Source organism: Stenotrophomonas sp. SY1 (genome assembly GCF_021202945.1).
Lineage (GTDB): Bacteria > Pseudomonadota > Gammaproteobacteria > Xanthomonadales > Xanthomonadaceae > Stenotrophomonas.
The window spans coordinates 651,775-668,825 of record NZ_JAJOYR010000001.1 but is presented as its reverse complement, the minus strand read 5'-3'; the positions used below and the strand labels follow the sequence as shown (position 1 = coordinate 668,825).

The window sequence follows — 17,051 nt, the reverse complement described above, 5'->3', positions numbered from 1 at the left end:
TCCCCGATGAACACCTCCCCCAACCTTACCGACAGCCCTTCCCTGTTCGCCGAAACCGCAGCCATCGCCTGCGAACGGGCCGCCGCCGAGTTGCGCGCGGGCCGCCCGGTGGTGGTGGTGGTGGACGGCAACCGTCGGCTGGCGACCTCCGCGCTGGACAGCAGCACCCCGGCAAGTTTTGACAGGTTCGCCCGCGCCGCCGGCCAGCAGCACTACCTGTTCCTCACCGCGCCACGCGCGCAGACGCTGGGTATCGAGGCGCCGCACGGCATCCACGTTCCCCTGGCCGGGCGTGACTTCGCCAGCCTGCCGGCGCTGGCCTATCTGCGTGATGCAACCGCGCCTGACGATGCCAGTGCGGCCGGCAACGACCTGGATGCCGCCAGCGTCGAGATCGCCCGGCTCGGCCTGCTGCTGCCGGCGATGATCTCCGTGGAACTGGGCGATGGCGGCAGCCAGTTCGATGGCTGCCTGCAACTGAGCCTGGACGATCTCACGCACGGCGCTGCCCAGGCTGGCCAGGACTACGAACTGGTCACCCGCTCGCCGGTGCCGCTGCGCGACGTGGGCATGAGCGAATTCGCCGTGTTCCGTGGCGGCGTGGCGCAGCGCGACCAGGTGGCGGTGATTGTCGGTACGCCCGACCTGCAGGGCGCGGTGCCGGTACGCGTGCATTCCTCATGCCTGACCGGCGACCTGTTCGGTTCGCTCAAATGCGACTGCGGCGACCAACTGCGGCGTGGCCTGCGCACGCTCAAGGAACTGGGCGGCGGCATCCTGCTGTACCTGGACCAGGAAGGCCGCGGCACGGGCATCGCCGCCAAGATGCGCGCCTACGGTTATCAGCACGAAGGGCTGGACACGATCGATGCCGATGCGCAGCTGGGCTTCAGCGCCGACGAGCGCCGCTATGGCAGCGCGGCGGCGATGCTGCGCGCCCTGGGCGTGCAGCGCATCCAGTTGCTGACCAACAACCCCACCAAGGTGCAGCGCCTGCGCAATGCCGGCATCGAAGTGGTCGGCTGCGTGCCGGTGACCGGCGAGATCACTGCCGAGAACGAGCAGTACCTGCGCACCAAGGCCGAACGTGCGGGCCATCATCTGGATGTCGATGCGCTGATCATGGCTGCGCAGTGAAGTGAAGGAATAAGGGAGCGGAGCAGAAGCGGCAAGCTGAAAGCACCCCTCCCCAGCCCTCCCCTTCGCCTACTGCGAAAGGGAGGGGCCAAGAGCAGCACATCGTGCGCCGACGTTCTTGCTTATCTCCCTCCCTTTCGCCGCAGGCGAAGGGGAGGGCTGGGGAGGGGTGCATTTGCTCCAGATTCCAATACACCCACTCCCGGCCTTCACGCACTGCTGCGCTAACGGCTAGAGTCTGCGCATGACGGAACCTCCTGCGCTCCCCGAACAAACCCTCCCCGCCCACGAAACGGACTGGCAATCGCTGCCAGCGCGCGGCGCCGTGTTCGCTGCCATCGGCGGCGGGATTGCCATGGCCATCCCGTTGACGCTGGCCGCAGGCATCCTCGCCCAAGTGGCGCGCTACCCGCATTGGCTGCTGGCCGGCTGCGCCGGCATGGTGGCGGGCCTGCTGCTCGGCGCCTGGTTTGGTTGGCGCCGCCACCGCCTCACCTTCTGGCGACTGGATGCCCAGGCGCTTGGCGTTCGTCGCGGACATCTGTGGCAGAGCGAAAGCCACGTGCCGATCTCGCGTGTGCAGCATCTGGATCTACGCCGTGGCCCGTTGGAACGCGCCGCCGGCCTGGCCACGCTGATCGTGCATACCGCCGGCACCCGCATGAACACCGTCGCCGTCCCCAGCCTTGAGCAGGCCGATGCCGAGCGCCTGCGCGACCGGCTGGCACGCCAGCTCGACCACGACGACGACGCGCTGTGATCGACGCCCCCGCTCCCGACGAACAACGCCTGCATCCCTGGTCGTGGCTGTTCGCCTTGCAGCAACAGATCCAGCAACTGCTGGTGCCGCTGGTGGCATTGCTGTTCTTCGGCAGCCGCCGCCAGGGCGACGAGTTTCCCTATGCGCACTGGCTGACCCTGGCGGTGATCGTGTCGCTGGTCGCCAGTGCGGTGCTGCAGTACCTGACCTACCGCTACCGCATCGGCAGCGATGCACTGGTCATCCGCAGCGGCATTCTTGAACGCACCCGGCGCGAGATTCCCTTCGCCCGCATCCACAACGTAGTGGTGCACCAGAATCTGCTGCATCGCCTGTTCGGCGTGGCCGAGCTGCGGCTGGAATCGGCCGCTGGCGACAAGCCTGAAGCGCAGATGCGCGTGCTCAAGCTGGAGCAGGCACTGGAGCTGGAGCGATTGATCCGGCAACGCGGCAGCCAGCCCGCCGCCAGCGATGCACCGGCCGAACCCGCGCCGGATGTACTGCTCACGCTGTCGCTGCCCGAAATCGTGCGCCAGGGGCTGATTTCCAACCGCGCCCTGGTGGTGATTGCCGCCGCCATCGGTGCCGGCTACCAGATGCTGCCGCGCAACGCGCTGGAAGACTTCATCGATCAACAGGGCCGGCAGATGACCGGCTACGCCAGCCAGTTGCAACTGGACACTTCCACGTTGATCGCCAGCGGCGTGTTCGCGCTGCTGGTGATGGTGGTGCTGATGCAGCTGCTCTCGATCGGGCTGGCGATCGTGCAGTACTACGGTTTCCGCTTGAGCGAAGCCGAGAAGCGCCTGACCGTCGAACGCGGCCTGTTGAGCCGCCTGCGCACCAGCGTCGCCCGGCGCCGCATCCAGGCCTGGACCCTGCGCGAAAGCGCCCTGCACCGTCTGTTCGGGCGGCGCCAGCTGCGCGTGGACATCGCCAGCGGTGGCAATCAGGAAAAGGATGGGCGCGCGCTGAAGGAACTGGCTCCGGTCGCCACGCCGGAGGCCTGCGACGGGTTGCTGCAACATCTGTTGCCGCAGCTGCAATGGCCACCGCAGCAATGGCATGCCGTTTCCACCCGCGGTTGGTGGCGGCTGTGCCTGCCGGCGCTGATCGTGACCGGGCTGCTGGCCGCGTTGCTCACCTATGAGACTGGCCCATGGGGGCTGCTGCCGCTGCTGTGGCTGCCGTGGTCGGCGTTCAAGGCGCACCGACAGGTCACGCGCATCGGCTACAGCATCGACGCGCGGCGGGTTGCGGTGCGCGGTGGCTGGTGGAACCGCTGGTGGCGTGTTGCCGAGCTGGACAAACTCCAGGCCCTGCGCCTGGACCGCTCACCGCTGGATCACCGTTTCGGCACTGCCACGCTGACGCTGGATACGGCCGGTGCCTTCGGTGCGCCGCCGTTGCAGCTGCGCTTCCTGGAAGAACAGCAGGCGCGCGACCTGATGCAGCAGCTGGTGAAGGAAATGGCGCGGCGCAAACTGCGCTGGTAAGCCCCCTCTCCCGCAAGGGGAGAGGGAAAAGCGCGGCTCAGGTCCGCGCCGGGCCCCAGTAACCAATGCGTTTGCGCAGTTTGATCTTGCGCCACAGATTCATTGGCTTGGGCTTGCGGTTGCGCGCGCCCTTGGCAACGAACGCATCGATCGCATCCAGGATGCGGTCGCTGGACTTGCCGTCGCGGTACGGATGCAACTGGTCGGCGAACTCGCGCACCGCCGCCATCAACTCCGGCGGCCGCGACAATGCCTTGCGGATTGAACCCTCGAACTGCGCCGGGTCGTCGATATCGATCAGCTGCGGGCCCGGGCGACGGTTCTTGAAGGTCACCACCGGCTTGTAGGTCAGCAGGAATTCGTTGAGCGCCGAAGACGTATCCGAGCACATCACGTCCACCTGCGGGAACAGGTCCAGGATGTTGTCGTCGTCGGCAAAGCGCAGGTACGGGCCTTCCAGCGCGCGGTACTTGGCCACCACTTCCGGGTCCATCTTCGGGTGGAAGGTGACGATCCAGCGCCATTCACCGGTCTGCGACAGACGCTTGATCTCATCGTAAAGAACTCCGGCGGCGCTCCAGGACGGCGAGAACGTGGAGTGGTACAGGATCACCGGCGGCTCACGCACCGGCTCGGGCTCATCGCGCAGCTGGCTCATGAACGGATCGATCTTCGGGAAGCCGGTTTCCACCACCGAGAAGTGGCCCAGTTGCTTGGACAGCGCCGAGAACGCGGCCGTGTCACGCGGACCGGTGGTGCAGTACAGGTCGAAGAAGCCACGCACATAGATATGACGCGGCTTGCCGGCATCGAAACCGTGGAAGGTTTCCACCTTCACGCCCGGGAAAAAATGCGGCACCGCGTTGGACGAGGTGATCACCGCGTACGGATTCCAGTCACGCACCTGCTGCACGGTGAGCAGCGTCTCGTCTTCGGCCAGGTCTTCCGCACCGGGGCCATCGAAGAACCACGCCGCTTCATCACCACGGGCCCGGATCGCTGCCTGTACCGGCCGGAGGATGGCCAGCGCGTAACGCTCCGAGCCGTACAGCAGATAGTGGCGTGGCACGGTGAAAACTCCTGAATATCCGAGATATGCGGCCGATTATCGCATCGCCAGCAGGCAGCGTCGCTGCTAGGCTTTGGCCCCGGTCCCCCGCGTACAGCCGCATGCCCAGCCCACAGCCGTCGCCCCCGAACAACCGTCCCCGGCTTTCGGCCTGCATCATCGCCTTCAACGAAGCGGACCGGATCGGCGACTGTCTGGCCTCGCTGGCATTCTGTGATGAGATCGTGGTTGTGGATTCGTTCTCCACCGATGCCACCGTGGCCGTCGCCGAAGCGGCCGGCGCCCGGGTGCTGCAACGGGCCTTCGACGGCTTCCGCAGCCAGAAGGCGTTCTGCGTCGAGCAGGCCAGCCACGACTGGGTGCTGTGCCTGGACGCCGACGAACGCGTGGACCCCACCCTGCGCGCGGCCATCGAGGCCGAGCGCGAGGCTGGCTTCAACCGCGCCATGGGCTACCGTTTCGCCCGCTGCTCGGAATACTTTGGCCGCTTCCTGCGCCATGGCACCGCCTACCCGGACCGGGTGCTGCGCCTGTTCGACCGCCGCCACGGTGGCTGGCGCGGCGACCGCGAGATCCACGAGGCGGTCTCGGTGGATGGCCCCGTCGCCCTGCTCAAGGGCGACCTGCTGCATCACCCCTACCGTAGCTTCCTGCAGTTGCTGAACAAGAAGCAGAAGTACGCGCGGATGATGGCCGAGCACGAATTCAGCCGCGGCAAGCGTGCCAGCCTGGGCAAGCTGGTCATCTCACCGGCCTGGCGGTTCTTCCGCAGCTACGTGTTCAAGCGTGGCTTTCTGGATGGCTGGCCGGGGCTGATCGAGGCCTTCGTCAGCGCCAACTACGTCCGCCAGAAGACCATCATGCTGTGGCTGCTGCAGAACGGGCAGCCGGTGGAAACCGGCCGGGGCAGGTAACCCTGCCTCCCGGACGCTTTCTGAATCTCCCCGGCGGGCTTCATTGAATGGCCCTTCCCCCGCCGCTAGAATCCCCCAAAAGCCGTGATTCAGAGTCAGATTGGCTACCAGGTGGCCGTTCCTACTTGATGTCCCTGCCACCTATCCAGCGGCGTTCCCAACGCCCATCCGGTGTGACCCAATCACGTGAATCAGTTGCCCGTTGCCCTTCCAACCCCGATGTTGCAGTCCCTTCGCGCCCGCTTGCTGGCGGCGGGGCGCTGGTGCGCGGTGTTGAGCCTGTTTGCCGCACCGATCAACAAACCGGCCACAACGTCCCTGATCATCCTGAGCCTGCTGTGTTCGCTGATGGGCAGCGACGTACGTTCGCGCTGGCAGGCAGCACTGCGTGAACCGGTGGTCATCGGCTTCATGCTCTGGCTCGCCGTACTGTTCGCCAGTGCGCTGCATTCATGGATTTCCCACGGCACCCCCGCATATCGTGAAACCGCGATGTGGAGCTGCGTGTATCCGGCACTGATGGCCAGCCTCCTGGGTGATGCCCGTTGGCGCTGGCAGGCCCTGCTGGCGTTTGCGGCGGCCGCCGGCCTGGTGGTGCTGATCTCCTACCTGATGCAGTTCGGCCTGATTCCGCAGCGCGCCTCGGCCGAAGCCGTGCAGTCCATGCGCAACACCGTGTTCAAGGAATACACCCAGCAAGGGCTGGCGAGCCTGATCCTGATGTCGATGCTGCTCGCCGTGGCCTTCATCCAGAAGCCAGGGCGCTGGCGTACGGCCCTGCTGGTCGCCGCCTCCCTGGTGCTCTGCAACGTAGTGCTGCTGATCCAGAGCCGCACCACCTACATTGTTCTGCTGCCGCTGCTGACCTACTGGCTCTACCGCCTGATCGCCCATCGCCTGAACGGCTGGCGCATGCTGTTGGTCAGTGCCGTTCTGGCGGTAGCCACCATTTCGGTGATGTGGTCCACCCCCAGCGTCCGCGATCGGATGGTCGAGTCGATCGGGGACGAAGTGGACCGCTACCTGACCGACCAGGAGCCCACGTCCACCGGCATCCGCCTCTGGCTGTGGCAGCAGACGCTGCCCATCATCGCCGAGGCACCACTGTTCGGGCATGGCCTGAACCAGTGGGAGCCGCTTTACGTTGAGCAGATGCGCGGCATCCCCGGCTCGGAACCCTTCATCACCGGGCACCCGCATCAGGAGATGCTGCTCATCCTGGCCGAGCAGGGTGCTCTGGGGCTGTTGATCTTCATCGTGCTGTTGTTGGCCCTCTTCCGTCATGCCTCCAAACTGGATGACCCGCAGAAGGGCATCCTCATCAGCATCCTGATCATTTACGTGGCGGCTGGCCTGGCCAACGGGCTATGGAGCAATTTCACACACCGCCATGTTTTCATCCTGCTTGTCGCCTGCATCCCAACCGGGCCTTTCCCTTGGCTCGGAAACAACAGGAAGGCCCTGCCCTCACCATGAATGCCGCCCCGCCACTTGATGATGTGACTGTCGTATGCGTTACCTACAACAGTTCGGCCATCCTGGAGAGCATGGCGCGCACGCTGGGCCAGTTCCGCAATGTGGTCCTGATCGACAACGCCAGCGATGATGAAACCGTGGCGCGCGCCAGGCTGCTGCTGCCCCACGCACGCATCATCGAACGCACCTCCAATGCCGGTTTCGGCAGCGCCAACAACCAGGCCATGGCCATGGTCCAGACGCCGTTCGCGCTGCTGTTGAATCCGGACTGCACCATTGCACCGCCGGACGTGCAGCGATTGCTGGCATGCATGCAGCGCTTCCCCAATGCCGGCGTGGTTGGGCCACAGAATTGGCGCAGCGAGACCGTTGCGCAGGTGTCCCATCGCGATGCCTTCTTCAAACCCGACACCAAGGATCTCAGCCAACTGCCCGAGGAAGTCATAAAGGCAGAGTGGATTCACGGCTGTTGCCAGCTGATCCGAACCACGGCTTTCCACCGGATCGGAGGGTTCGACGAGGTGTTTTTCCTCTATTACGAAGACGATGACCTGTGCCTGCGGATGGGCCAGGCAGGCTATGACTGCCTGCTGGAACCGGCGGCACGCAATTTCCACAGGGGTGGTGCATCTTCGGAGCCCAGCATCCGCACCGAATTCATCAAGCGCTTCCATTACGCACGTTCGCGTCAGATCGCCATTCGTCGCTACATGGGTACCGGTGCCGCTCGCCTGCACCTGACCAAGCTGCTCCTTGCTTCGGTACCGGCCGTACTTGTGTACAGCCTGCTGCTGCGCCGCAAGCACGCCATCAAGTGGGCGGCCTGGGGATACGCAGCATTGGCTGCCAGCTTGTCACTGAACGTGATGCCTGGCCGCAAGGGAACGAAATCCAAGGTCGGCATCCAACCCTGACAGCACGGCAATGCACATCGATTGTCCGCCCGTTGGCACAGTTTCCATCGGCACCTGCCGATACAAACACTAGCGGTTATCATCAACTGCCTACCTGATGCAGGCTTCAGGAAGGTGTCAAACGCACATCAGGCCTGCTGCCCGCCAACTCCATGGGGAACAGGCATGGCATGCACGCAAGACGCATTACCGGACACCAAGGACGAGCGCGTGACCAGCGGACAATCCAACTCCACTCCAGGAAGCAGGCAGCTGTCACCTGGCAACCCGCTCCGCATGCGCGTGGCATGCAATCGTTCCGATCGTCCATGAAACTGCTCTACACAAACTTCCATGAAGGCAACGGTGGCGGACACACCACGTACATCCGCGAACTGGTCCGTGTATTGGCACGGACACATGATGTCCATGTCGCCGCGCCTCCCACCAGTCGGCTGTATGCGCACGCAGCCGCACTGCCAGGCGTGCACGTGGTCGCACAGTCGTTTCCCAACGGCCTGCGCTGGCCGTCGGTGATCCTGCGTGCGGTACGGCAGCTCCGCGCCTATCTGCAGGAGCATCGTTTCGATGTGGTGCATGTCAACGGCTCGGCCGATCATCGGCTGGTGATCAATGCCATGCGCGGCATGTCAGTCCGGCCACGCATCGTGCTGACCAAGCACAACACCAAGCCGATGCGCGGGCTCCGTCACGTCCTGCGCGCACGCAACCACACGGATAAGGTGATTGCCGTTTGCGATTACGTGCGCCTGCAGATGGAGGCAACGCCCTATCGGGTCTGCCGCCCGCAGACCGTCTACAACGGCGTGGATACGCTGGCATTCAGTCCCTGGAATGCCGAGGCCGCGCGCATCGAGCGCGAACGACTGCCGATTGCCGACGATGCACTGCTGATCGGCAGCAGTGCTGGCACAGGCAGCTACAAGGGCTGGACCGACCTGGCCACGGCAATGAACCTGCTGGAAGAAAGCCAACGCCGCCGGATACATGTCGTTGTCGCCGGCCTGCCGCCATCCGCGCAGCAGTTGGCGATGATCCGGCATGCCGGGCTGGAGCAGCAGTTCCATTTTCCGGGCCTTCTGGATGACGTGCGCCCGGTGATTTCAGCCCTGGATGCGGGCTTCGTTCTGTCCCATGACGTGGAAACCATCTCCTTCGCCTGCCGCGAGATGATGTCGATGGGCAAGCCGGTGATGGTCACCGACTACGCGGGCCTGCCGGAGAACATCCGCACCGGCGTGGACGGCTGGATTGTCCCGGTGCACGGACATGAAGCAATGGCCGCGGCCTTGAGAAACATGCTGCAGGATCGTCAAGCCGTACGTGACATGGGCACCAACGCACGCGCGCATGCACTGGCCGAATTCGGCCTGGAACGCTTTGTGAGCGCCACCGAAGCGGTCTACCGCGAAGTACTGCCCGCCGGCTGAGAACGCCGCCTCAGTCCGCAGCCGTCGGCACCTCCCCATCGGCCACGCATGGCCCCCGCACCGCCGCAGCCGGTACCAGCCACCAGCCACGTCCACTCAGGCTACCGACCTGCTGGCTGCGATCACGGTCAATACAGTCCAGGGCAGCTTCATCCTGCACCAGCAACCAGCGCCGTGCCGGCGCCTCCTGCTGCCACGCCACGCCGGCCCGCAGCTGCTCCGGCCACGGCCGCAGGAAACCGAAGTTGGCTACCGGCCGGTCAGCCATCAGCAGGTTCTGTTCCTTCCAGGCAACCAGCCCCAGCTCGACGTCAGGCCCAAGTCGCCGCCCGACCTCACGCATCAGTCCACGTCCGGAACTGGAATCGGTGATCAACGGGTTGACCACCAGCCCCTGCAGTACCCACACCAGCGCGAGCAGCGAGGCCAGCACCTGTGCCGGCCAGCGTCGGCCCCACCGCCACAGCGCCACGCTTCCCCAGATACCCATCATCAGCACCGTGCCGCCAATCATCCGCGACGCCGCCATCGACAACTCACGCCGCTCCAGCAGGGCCTGCACGCGTTCGCTGCCCTCGCCCAGCAACACGCCTGCACCGGCCACCAGCAACACCAGCGTCAGCGCCGCGGTGAACAGCAGCACCAGCGCACGTACGCCCGTCTTGCGCAGCAGGCCCGGCAGCAGCGGTGCCAGCGCCAGGCAGAACATCGGCAACGCCGGCAGGATGTAGACGTCACGCTTGCCACTGGGAATGGAGAAGAACACCACCACCAGCAACCACCAGCCGAGCAGCAGCAGGTAACGCGGATCACGACGACGCAACCTTCGCCACCACGCCGGCAGCGCCCATGGCAACAACAGCACCGCCGGCAGCCACAGGCTCAGCATCACACCCAGGTGGTACCACGGCGGATTGTGATGATCCCAGGAGCGCACATAACGCCCGGCGGTCTGCCGGAACAGGATCTCGTGCAGATACGCCGCGTGGGCCGGATCGGCGCTGCCCAGCACCGTCGCCAGCAGCGGTGCCAGCCACAACGCCAGCGCAGCGAAAAAGGCCAATGGCCCCAGCCACACACGCGCATCGGCAACGTGCAGCATCGGCCGTAGCCAGCCCAGCGTCACCGCGACCAGTGCCGGCAGCAGCATCGCCAGTGACAGCATGCCCACGCCCTTGGTGATCACGCCCAGCCCGGCGGCGAACCAGCCCAGCGTCCACCAGCGCCAGTCCGGGCCGCGCAGCAGATGCCGCAGCAAACCGTAATTGGCCAGGGTGATGAAGAACAACAGCAGCGCATCGATCTGCGCCTTGCGGCCCTGGAAGGTGAACTGCAGCGCAAACAGCAGCAACCACGCCGCACACAGGCCGACCTGCCGTGTCCACAGGCGCCGGCCCAGGTCGTACACGCAGGCCAGCGTGCCCAGCGCAGCCAGCAGCGAAGGCAACAGGAAAGCCACACGCCAGTCACGTAACAACAGATACGACGCGCCCTGCAACCACATCAGCAGCGGCGGCTTGTCCGCATACAGTTCGATACCGCGATGCGGCAACAACCACTGGCCGCTTTCCACCATCTGCTTGGCAACCAGCGCGAAGCGCGGCTCGTCCGACGGCCAGGGGTCACGCAGGCCGATGCCGGCGCCAAGCACCAGCACGGCGGTTATCGCCAGCAACCAGAATCCGTTTCGCGCCCGTCCATCTTCCATGGACGGCGATGATAGTCAGCTCAAGATCAACGCCGATTTCACCGGGCGTGCTTCACCAACCGCGCATGGAAGAAGCCGTCGCCGCCCTGCTCGCCCGGCAGGCGCTGACGCGCGCCCCCGTCGTCATGGCCGAACGCTTCGGGCAGCACTTCCAGCCGCGCATCAGCGGTACGCGCCAGGAACGCGGCAACCTGCTGGCCGTTCTCCCGGCGCAGGATCGAGCAGGTCGAATACAGCAGCACGCCACCCGGACGCAGCACCGTCCACAACGCATCCAGCAACCGTGCCTGCAATGCTGTCAGCGCGTCGATGTCCTGCGGGCGGCGGTGCAGCAGCACGTCGGGCTGGCGACGGATGATGCCGGTGGCCGAGCACGGCGCATCCAGCAACACCGCGTCGAACGGCTGACCGTCCCACCACGCGGCCAGGTCGGTCGCATCGGCGGCCTTGACCTGGGCATCAGCACCCACGCCGGTACGGGCAAACGTTTCAACGATGCGTTGTAGGCGCCGCGCATCGATATCCAGCGCCAGCAGCTTCAACGAAGGATCACGTTCGAGCAGGTGCGCGGACTTGCCGCCGGGCGCCGCACAGGCATCCAGCACACGCGCGCCAGTTGCCGGCATCAGCGCATCAGCCACCTGCTGCGCGGAAAGGTCCTGCACCGAGACCGCGCCCTGGGCGAAGCCCGGCAGGCTGGCGACCGGCACCGCTACCGGCAGCCGGATCGCATCGGCAGCCAGCGGCTCGGCAACGGCTTCGATACCGGCATCCTGCAACAGCGCCAGATAAGCCTCGCGGTCGTGCTGCTGGCGGTTGACCCGCAACCACAGCGGTGCCGGTTGCAAGCTGTTGGCGAAGATCGTGGCCGCCTGCTCCGGCCAATCCGCGCGCACCTGCGCCAGCAGCCATTGCGGCCATGCATCCTCGGCACGCGCTTCGGCGAAACCTTCGCGCTGCGCGCGGCGCAACACCGCGTTGACCAATCCGGCCTGTCGCTCACGACCGAGCACGCGTGCCGCGTCCACGGTTGCCGACAGCGCGGCATGGGCCGGCAGCTGCAACGCATCCAATTGTGCGAAGCCGGCCATCAGCAATCCGCGCAGGTCCGCCTCGCGCGGCCCCAACGGCTTCTGCAGCCACTGCCCCAGCGCCGGCTCATAGACCGCGCGCCGACGCAGCGCCGCGAAGCATATGGCCTCAAGCAGCGCGCGGTCGCGGCTGTCATCGAGCTTGGGCAGCGCCGCAGCCAGCTCCGCCTTCAGCGAACGGCCGCGTCCCAGCACTGCGGCCAGTACCTTGGCCGCCAGCGCGCGCGTCTGCACGCCGGGCTGGCGTGCAGCGTTGTTGTTGTTCCAGGGTCTTGAAGGCGCGGCAACCATCGGCTCAGCCCTCGATGCGCAGGTCACGGCGGGCATTGAGGTAGTCGGCGGCGGTGATCGCCTTGCCGCCCTCACGCTGCACCACGCGCAGGCGCAATGCGCCCTGCCCGCAGGCGATGTCGATGCCTTCGCGGGCCGCGCCGATCACCGTGCCCGGCGCCTTGCCGAGGTTGTCAGCGATGGCGATCGCGCCGTGGATGCGCACGCGCTCACCAGCCAGCGTGGCTTCGGCCACCGGCCACGGGTTGAAGGCACGCACCCTGCGTGCCAGCGCGGCCGCGTCCTGGCTCCAGTCGAGCTTGGCCTCGGCCTTGTCCAGCTTGTGCGCGTAGGTGACACCGACCTCCGGCTGCGGACGCGGAATCGGCTTGATGCCGGCACGCAGCAGACCCAGGCCGTCGGACAGCACCTGCGCACCCAACTGCGCCAGGCGGTCGTGCAGCTGGCCGCCGGTATCGGACTCACTGATCGGCGTGCCCAGGTGCAGCAGCACCGGGCCGGTATCCAGACCGGCCTCCATCTGCATCAGGCACACGCCGGTTTCGGCATCACCGGCCTCGATCGCGCGCTGGATCGGCGCGGCGCCGCGCCAGCGCGGCAGCAGCGAGGCGTGCACGTTCCAGCAGCCGTGGGTCGGGATGGCCAGCACCGCCTTGGGCAGGATCAGGCCATAGGCGACCACGATCATCAAATCCGGCTGCAGCTCACGCAGCTGCTGCTGGGCTTCAGGAGTTTTCAGCGTTTCCGGCTGGAACACCGGGATGCCACGGGCGATGGCGTCAAGCTTCACCGGCGAGGGCATCAGCCCGCGACCACGACCGGCCGGGCGATCCGGCTGGGTGTAGACCGCCACCACTTCGTGATTGCGCGCGGCGGCACCGAGCGAGGCGACGGCGAACTCCGGCGTACCGGCAAAAATGATTCTCATGGCGTTCCAACTCCCGGAAAGAACAACGGCGCCGGATGGCGGCGCCGTGCGGTGCGGGGACCGTGGAGGTCCCGGCCACGGCAACCCGGTCGTGCGCATTGCGCACCGGCCGGACCACCGCGCGACTCAGGCAACGTGCTTGCGCTGCTTGGCCAGCTTCTTGCGGACCATCTCGCGCTTGAGCGGCGAGAGGTAATCAATGAACAGCTTGCCGTCCAGGTGATCCATTTCATGCTGGATGCAGGTGGCCAGCAGGCCATCGGCCGCCAGTTCCTGCTCCTTGCCCTCGCGGTCCAGGAAGCGCACCACGATGGAATCGGCGCGGGTCACGTCGGCATAGATGCCGGGAACCGACAGGCAGCCTTCCTGATAGACGCGGCCACCGTCGCTGGCGCTGGCGATCTGCGGATTGATGAACACCATCGGCACGTCACGCTCTTCGCTGACGTCGATGACCATGAAGCGCTTGTGCACGTCCACCTGGCTGGCGGCCAGGCCAATGCCCGGCGCCTCGTACATGGTGTGGAGCATGTCGTCGAGCAGCTGCTGGAAGACCGGGGTGGTCACTTCAGCGGCCTCGACGAGGGCCGCCTTGGTACGCAACCGGGGGTCGGGAAATTCGAGAATGGGGAGGATGGCCATGGCAATACCAATATGGGGATGCCGCGCAATTCGGCAAGACGTCCCAATTCTACCGTCTGCGCTTGCCTGGCGCCCCGTGTTCTGCACTATAGTGCCCCCACCTGTTGGGGAATCAGGCTCGCAACCATGTTGAAACAATTCCGTACGGTCGCCGCCGTGGCGCTGCTGACCGTAACGACTTATGCCGTCGCCGTGGAAATGAACGGCGCACACCCGGACACCTATGTGGTGAAGAAGGGTGACACGCTGTGGGATATCTCTGCACGTTTCCTGAAAAAGCCTTGGCTTTGGCCGGAAATCTGGCAGGCCAACCCGCAGGTCAAGAACCCGCACCTGATCTATCCGGGTGACGTGTTGAGCCTGGCGTACCTGGACCGGGTGACCGCCCAGGCCGGCCCGCGCCAGGAAGCGCCGATCAACGCCATTCCGTTGTCCGACGTTGAACCCTTCCTGAAGAACCTGTCCGTGGTGGACAGCTTTGAACAGCTGCCCTACGTGGTCGGCCTGGAAGACAGCCGCATGCACGCCAGCGCCGGCCAGCAGGTCTACGTGCTGGGCCTGCAGGACGCCCAGGCCGGTCAGCGCTACATCGTGGTCCGCCCGACCGTCGCCTACGCCCAGCCCAAGGCCCAGTCCGATCTGGATGCCCGCGGCAACGAAATCTTCGGCAGCGGCAACCTGTGGAAGTCCTACGTGGCCAGCAGTGACCGCAACGAGTTCCTCGGTTACGAACTGGCGCAGGTCAATGTCGGCACGCTCACCCAGGTGGCCGGAGGCGATGTAGAGGCTTCCACGCTGCGGCTGGAAGACAGCGGCCGTGAAGTGCGCGCCGGTGACCGGGTGCTGCCGTTGCAGGCCAATCCGTATGACCTGCAGTTCATCCCGCATGCGCCGGCCACCCCCGTCGCACCGGGCCAGCTGCGCGTCCTGGCGGTGGCCGACACCTTCACCTCAGGCGGCCCGCGCGACGTCATCGCCATCTCCGGCGGCGCCCGCGACGGCATCGACAACGGCACCGTGTTCTCGGTCTGGCGCAGTGGTCGCCACATCAATGACCGCATCGGCCGCATGGACACTTCGCGTGCCGACGACGCCCTCAAGCCGGGCCCCGGGCGCGTCGCACTGCCGGACGAGTACGCCGCGCACGCGATGGTGTTCCGCACCTTCGACAAGGTCAGCTACGCGCTGATCATGGAAGGCACCAAGCCGGCCCGCCTGGGTTACGAGCTCAAGCACCCGGACGCGCAGTAAGCACCGGGGCAAAGCCCGACGTTGCAGGACAACGGCGCCCGAGGGCGCCGTTGTCGTTTTGGCCCAAAGCTGGGCCGATGCCCAGTCCCTCCACTGAACACGGCGCGCTGCTGACCCTGGTACTGAGCGGCGGCCCGCTGCAACCGCTGCGCAATCTGATTGATCAGCTCGGCAGCGCCGAAGCCGTGATGGCGGCTGGCCGCGATGTCTGGCACGCGGCCGGATGCAGCCCGGATCAATGCACTGCGATCCGCCAGCCCGACCCGGAACGGCTGGCACACGCCCGCGCCTGGCTGGAGGCTCCCGATCACCACCTGGTCGGCTGGGCCACGCCGGACTACCCTCCGCTGCTGCGCGACAGCCCCAACCCACCCTTGGCGTTGTTCATCGCTGGCGACCCGATACAGCTCTGGCGTCCGGCCATCGCCCTGGTCGGCAGCCGCATACCCAGTGCCGGCGGTCGCGACAACGCCCGCGACTTCAGCACGCAACTGGTCCGCAGCGGCCTGACCATCGCCAGCGGTCTTGCCGCCGGCGTTGACGCCGCCGCACACCGCGCGGCGCTGGCCTGCAGCGGCGGGACATACGCCGTGATCGGCACCGGCCCGGACCTGGCCTATCCCCGACATCACCGCGAACTGCAGGCACAGGTGGCCACCCACGGCGCCGTGGTGAGCGAATACCCACCGGGCACGCCCCCGCGCAGCGGCCAGTTCCCGGCACGCAACCGGCTGTTGGCGGCGCTGACGCTGGGCACGGTGGTGATCGAAGCGGCTGAACGCTCCGGTGCATTGATCACCGCCCGTCTGGCCAGCGAAGCCGGGCGGGAGGTATTTGCCGTACCCGGCTCCATTCACAATCCCATGGCCCGTGGCTGCCACCGGCTGATCCGCGACGGCGCCAGCCTGGTAACCGGGCCCGAGGACATCCTCGAAGGGATAGCCAACCTGGCCGGCGAACTGGCCAAGGGCTTGCAAAACCGGCTCCTGGCCCCCAACTCAATCGCATCCTCCGGCCCCGGCCCGACCATCACACTGTCGGACCCCGACTACCAGTTATTGTGGGAAGCGCTGGGCTACGACCCAACCGGTATGGATTCACTTATCGAGCGCACTGGATTGACGGCTGCCAACCTGTCCTCCATGCTGCTCGTCATGGAACTGGAAGGGAGGGTGTCGTCCGCATACGGTCGCTTTACCCGCATCTGAGGGTTCCTTCACCTCCACAGCGCCGTTGGCGCAGGCCGAGGGGCAATGAAAGAGAGCATCCTGGACGTCCTGCTTTACCTGTTTGAACACTATTTCAGCGAGGATGCCGATCTCATCCGAGACCGCGATTCGCTCCAGAACGGCCTGATCCAGGCCGGTTTCAGTCCCACCGAAATCAACAAGGCCTTCGACTGGCTCGATGCCTTGGCCGAACAGCGCCCGGCGGTCAGCCAGCCTCGCGTTGATGGTCCCGTGCGCGTGTTCCATGGTCCGGAGCTGGACAAGCTGGACGTGGAGGGACGCGGCTTCCTGCTGTTCCTGGAGCAGCACCGCATCCTTGACGCCGACCAGCGTGAACTGGTGCTGGACCGCGCCATGGCCCTGGACCAGGACGAACTGGATCTGGACGACCTGAAGTGGGTCGTGCTGATGGTGCTGTTCAACCAGCCCGGCGCCGAAGCGGCTTACGCCTGGATGGAAACCCAGATGTTCGTCGACGAGCCCGAACCGCTGCACTGAACCACCGCCCGTGCAGGACGCACGGACAGGCAACACAAGCCATATGCGCCCGTCCGCTCCACAGCGGCGGGCGTTTGTCTTTATGCGTTTCCCAGGCAGCGTTCATGCCACGCACGCTCAATGCCGGCCGGCCGGTGCGGGGCAGAAGTCACAACGCCGAGAATCCTGCCCGTTGTCGCCTTCCCGCGGATCGCCACCGGTACGCGCCAAGCGCAAA

15 protein-coding genes are annotated in these 17,051 nt (G+C 66.0%); 10 read left to right on the top strand and 5 right to left on the bottom strand.

Features of this window, described 5'->3' with window-relative positions; translation table 11 throughout:
• Positions 1-6 precede the first annotated feature (6 nt).
• From ribA to LR961_RS02660, 3 genes are all read left to right on the top strand, one after another.
• Entirely contained in the window at positions 7-1,137 is a 1,131-nt protein-coding gene (gene ribA / locus LR961_RS02670; protein ID WP_232146879.1) for a GTP cyclohydrolase II RibA, read from the top strand.
• A gap of 244 nt (positions 1,138-1,381) precedes the next feature.
• Entirely contained in the window at positions 1,382-1,897 is a 516-nt protein-coding gene (locus LR961_RS02665; RefSeq protein WP_232146878.1) for a PH domain-containing protein, read from the top strand.
• Positions 1,894-3,393, top strand: a complete 1,500-nt coding sequence (locus LR961_RS02660; RefSeq protein WP_232146877.1) for a PH domain-containing protein — start codon at positions 1,894-1,896, stop codon at positions 3,391-3,393. The genes LR961_RS02665 and LR961_RS02660 overlap by 4 nt, the downstream gene beginning before the upstream one ends.
• A gap of 37 nt (positions 3,394-3,430) precedes the next feature.
• On the opposite strand, the gene LR961_RS02655 is transcribed toward LR961_RS02660, so the two are convergent.
• Entirely contained in the window at positions 3,431-4,462 is a 1,032-nt protein-coding gene (locus tag LR961_RS02655; protein ID WP_232146876.1) for a CDP-glycerol glycerophosphotransferase family protein, read from the bottom strand.
• A 101-nt stretch (positions 4,463-4,563) separates the two neighbouring features.
• On the opposite strand from LR961_RS02655, the gene LR961_RS02650 reads away from it, so the two are divergent.
• The 4 genes from LR961_RS02650 (at position 4,564) to LR961_RS02635 (ending at position 9,196) form a co-directional block, all read left to right on the top strand.
• Positions 4,564-5,376, top strand: a complete 813-nt coding sequence (locus tag LR961_RS02650) for a glycosyltransferase family 2 protein (RefSeq protein ID WP_232146875.1) — start codon at positions 4,564-4,566, stop codon at positions 5,374-5,376.
• Between the two features lie 396 nt (positions 5,377-5,772).
• Complete coding sequence (locus tag LR961_RS02645; protein WP_232146874.1) at positions 5,773-6,852, top strand: O-antigen ligase family protein; 1,080 nt, start codon at positions 5,773-5,775, stop codon at positions 6,850-6,852.
• Positions 6,849-7,766 carry a glycosyltransferase family 2 protein gene (locus LR961_RS02640; protein ID WP_232146873.1) on the top strand — a complete coding sequence of 306 codons (918 nt, stop codon included), beginning with the start codon at positions 6,849-6,851 and terminating at the stop codon, positions 7,764-7,766. Before LR961_RS02645 ends, LR961_RS02640 begins: the two co-directional genes overlap by 4 nt.
• Before the next feature lie 308 nt (positions 7,767-8,074).
• Positions 8,075-9,196, top strand: a complete 1,122-nt coding sequence (locus tag LR961_RS02635; RefSeq protein ID WP_232146872.1) for a glycosyltransferase family 4 protein — start codon at positions 8,075-8,077, stop codon at positions 9,194-9,196.
• 10 nt (positions 9,197-9,206) lie between these two features.
• On the opposite strand, the gene LR961_RS02630 is transcribed toward LR961_RS02635, so the two are convergent.
• From LR961_RS02630 to def, 4 genes are all read right to left on the bottom strand, one after another.
• Positions 9,207-10,904, bottom strand: a complete 1,698-nt coding sequence (locus LR961_RS02630) for a glycosyltransferase family 39 protein (RefSeq protein ID WP_232146871.1) — start codon at positions 10,902-10,904, stop codon at positions 9,207-9,209.
• Between the two features lie 38 nt (positions 10,905-10,942).
• Positions 10,943-12,286 carry a 16S rRNA (cytosine(967)-C(5))-methyltransferase RsmB gene (rsmB, locus tag LR961_RS02625; RefSeq protein ID WP_232146870.1) on the bottom strand — a complete coding sequence of 448 codons (1,344 nt, stop codon included), beginning with the start codon at positions 12,284-12,286 and terminating at the stop codon, positions 10,943-10,945.
• A 4-nt stretch (positions 12,287-12,290) separates the two neighbouring features.
• On the bottom strand, positions 12,291-13,214 hold the full coding sequence (fmt, locus tag LR961_RS02620) for a methionyl-tRNA formyltransferase (protein ID WP_232146869.1): 924 nt from the start codon (positions 13,212-13,214) through the stop codon (positions 12,291-12,293).
• A gap of 126 nt (positions 13,215-13,340) precedes the next feature.
• Positions 13,341-13,856 carry a peptide deformylase gene (def, locus tag LR961_RS02615; RefSeq protein WP_232146868.1) on the bottom strand — a complete coding sequence of 172 codons (516 nt, stop codon included), beginning with the start codon at positions 13,854-13,856 and terminating at the stop codon, positions 13,341-13,343.
• 126 nt (positions 13,857-13,982) lie between these two features.
• Between def and LR961_RS02610 the strand changes: the two genes are divergently transcribed.
• From LR961_RS02610 to LR961_RS02600, 3 genes are all read left to right on the top strand, one after another.
• The gene (locus LR961_RS02610; protein ID WP_232146867.1) at positions 13,983-15,107 is read left to right on the top strand and encodes a LysM peptidoglycan-binding domain-containing protein; all 1,125 of its coding nucleotides are present in this window, start codon (positions 13,983-13,985) and stop codon (positions 15,105-15,107) included.
• A 77-nt stretch (positions 15,108-15,184) separates the two neighbouring features.
• A complete protein-coding gene (gene dprA, locus LR961_RS02605) occupies positions 15,185-16,315 on the top strand; it encodes a DNA-processing protein DprA (RefSeq protein ID WP_232146866.1) in 1,131 nt (376 codons plus the stop codon).
• 45 nt (positions 16,316-16,360) lie between these two features.
• On the top strand, positions 16,361-16,834 hold the full coding sequence (locus LR961_RS02600; RefSeq protein ID WP_232146865.1) for a DUF494 family protein: 474 nt from the start codon (positions 16,361-16,363) through the stop codon (positions 16,832-16,834).
• Positions 16,835-17,051 lie beyond the last annotated feature (217 nt).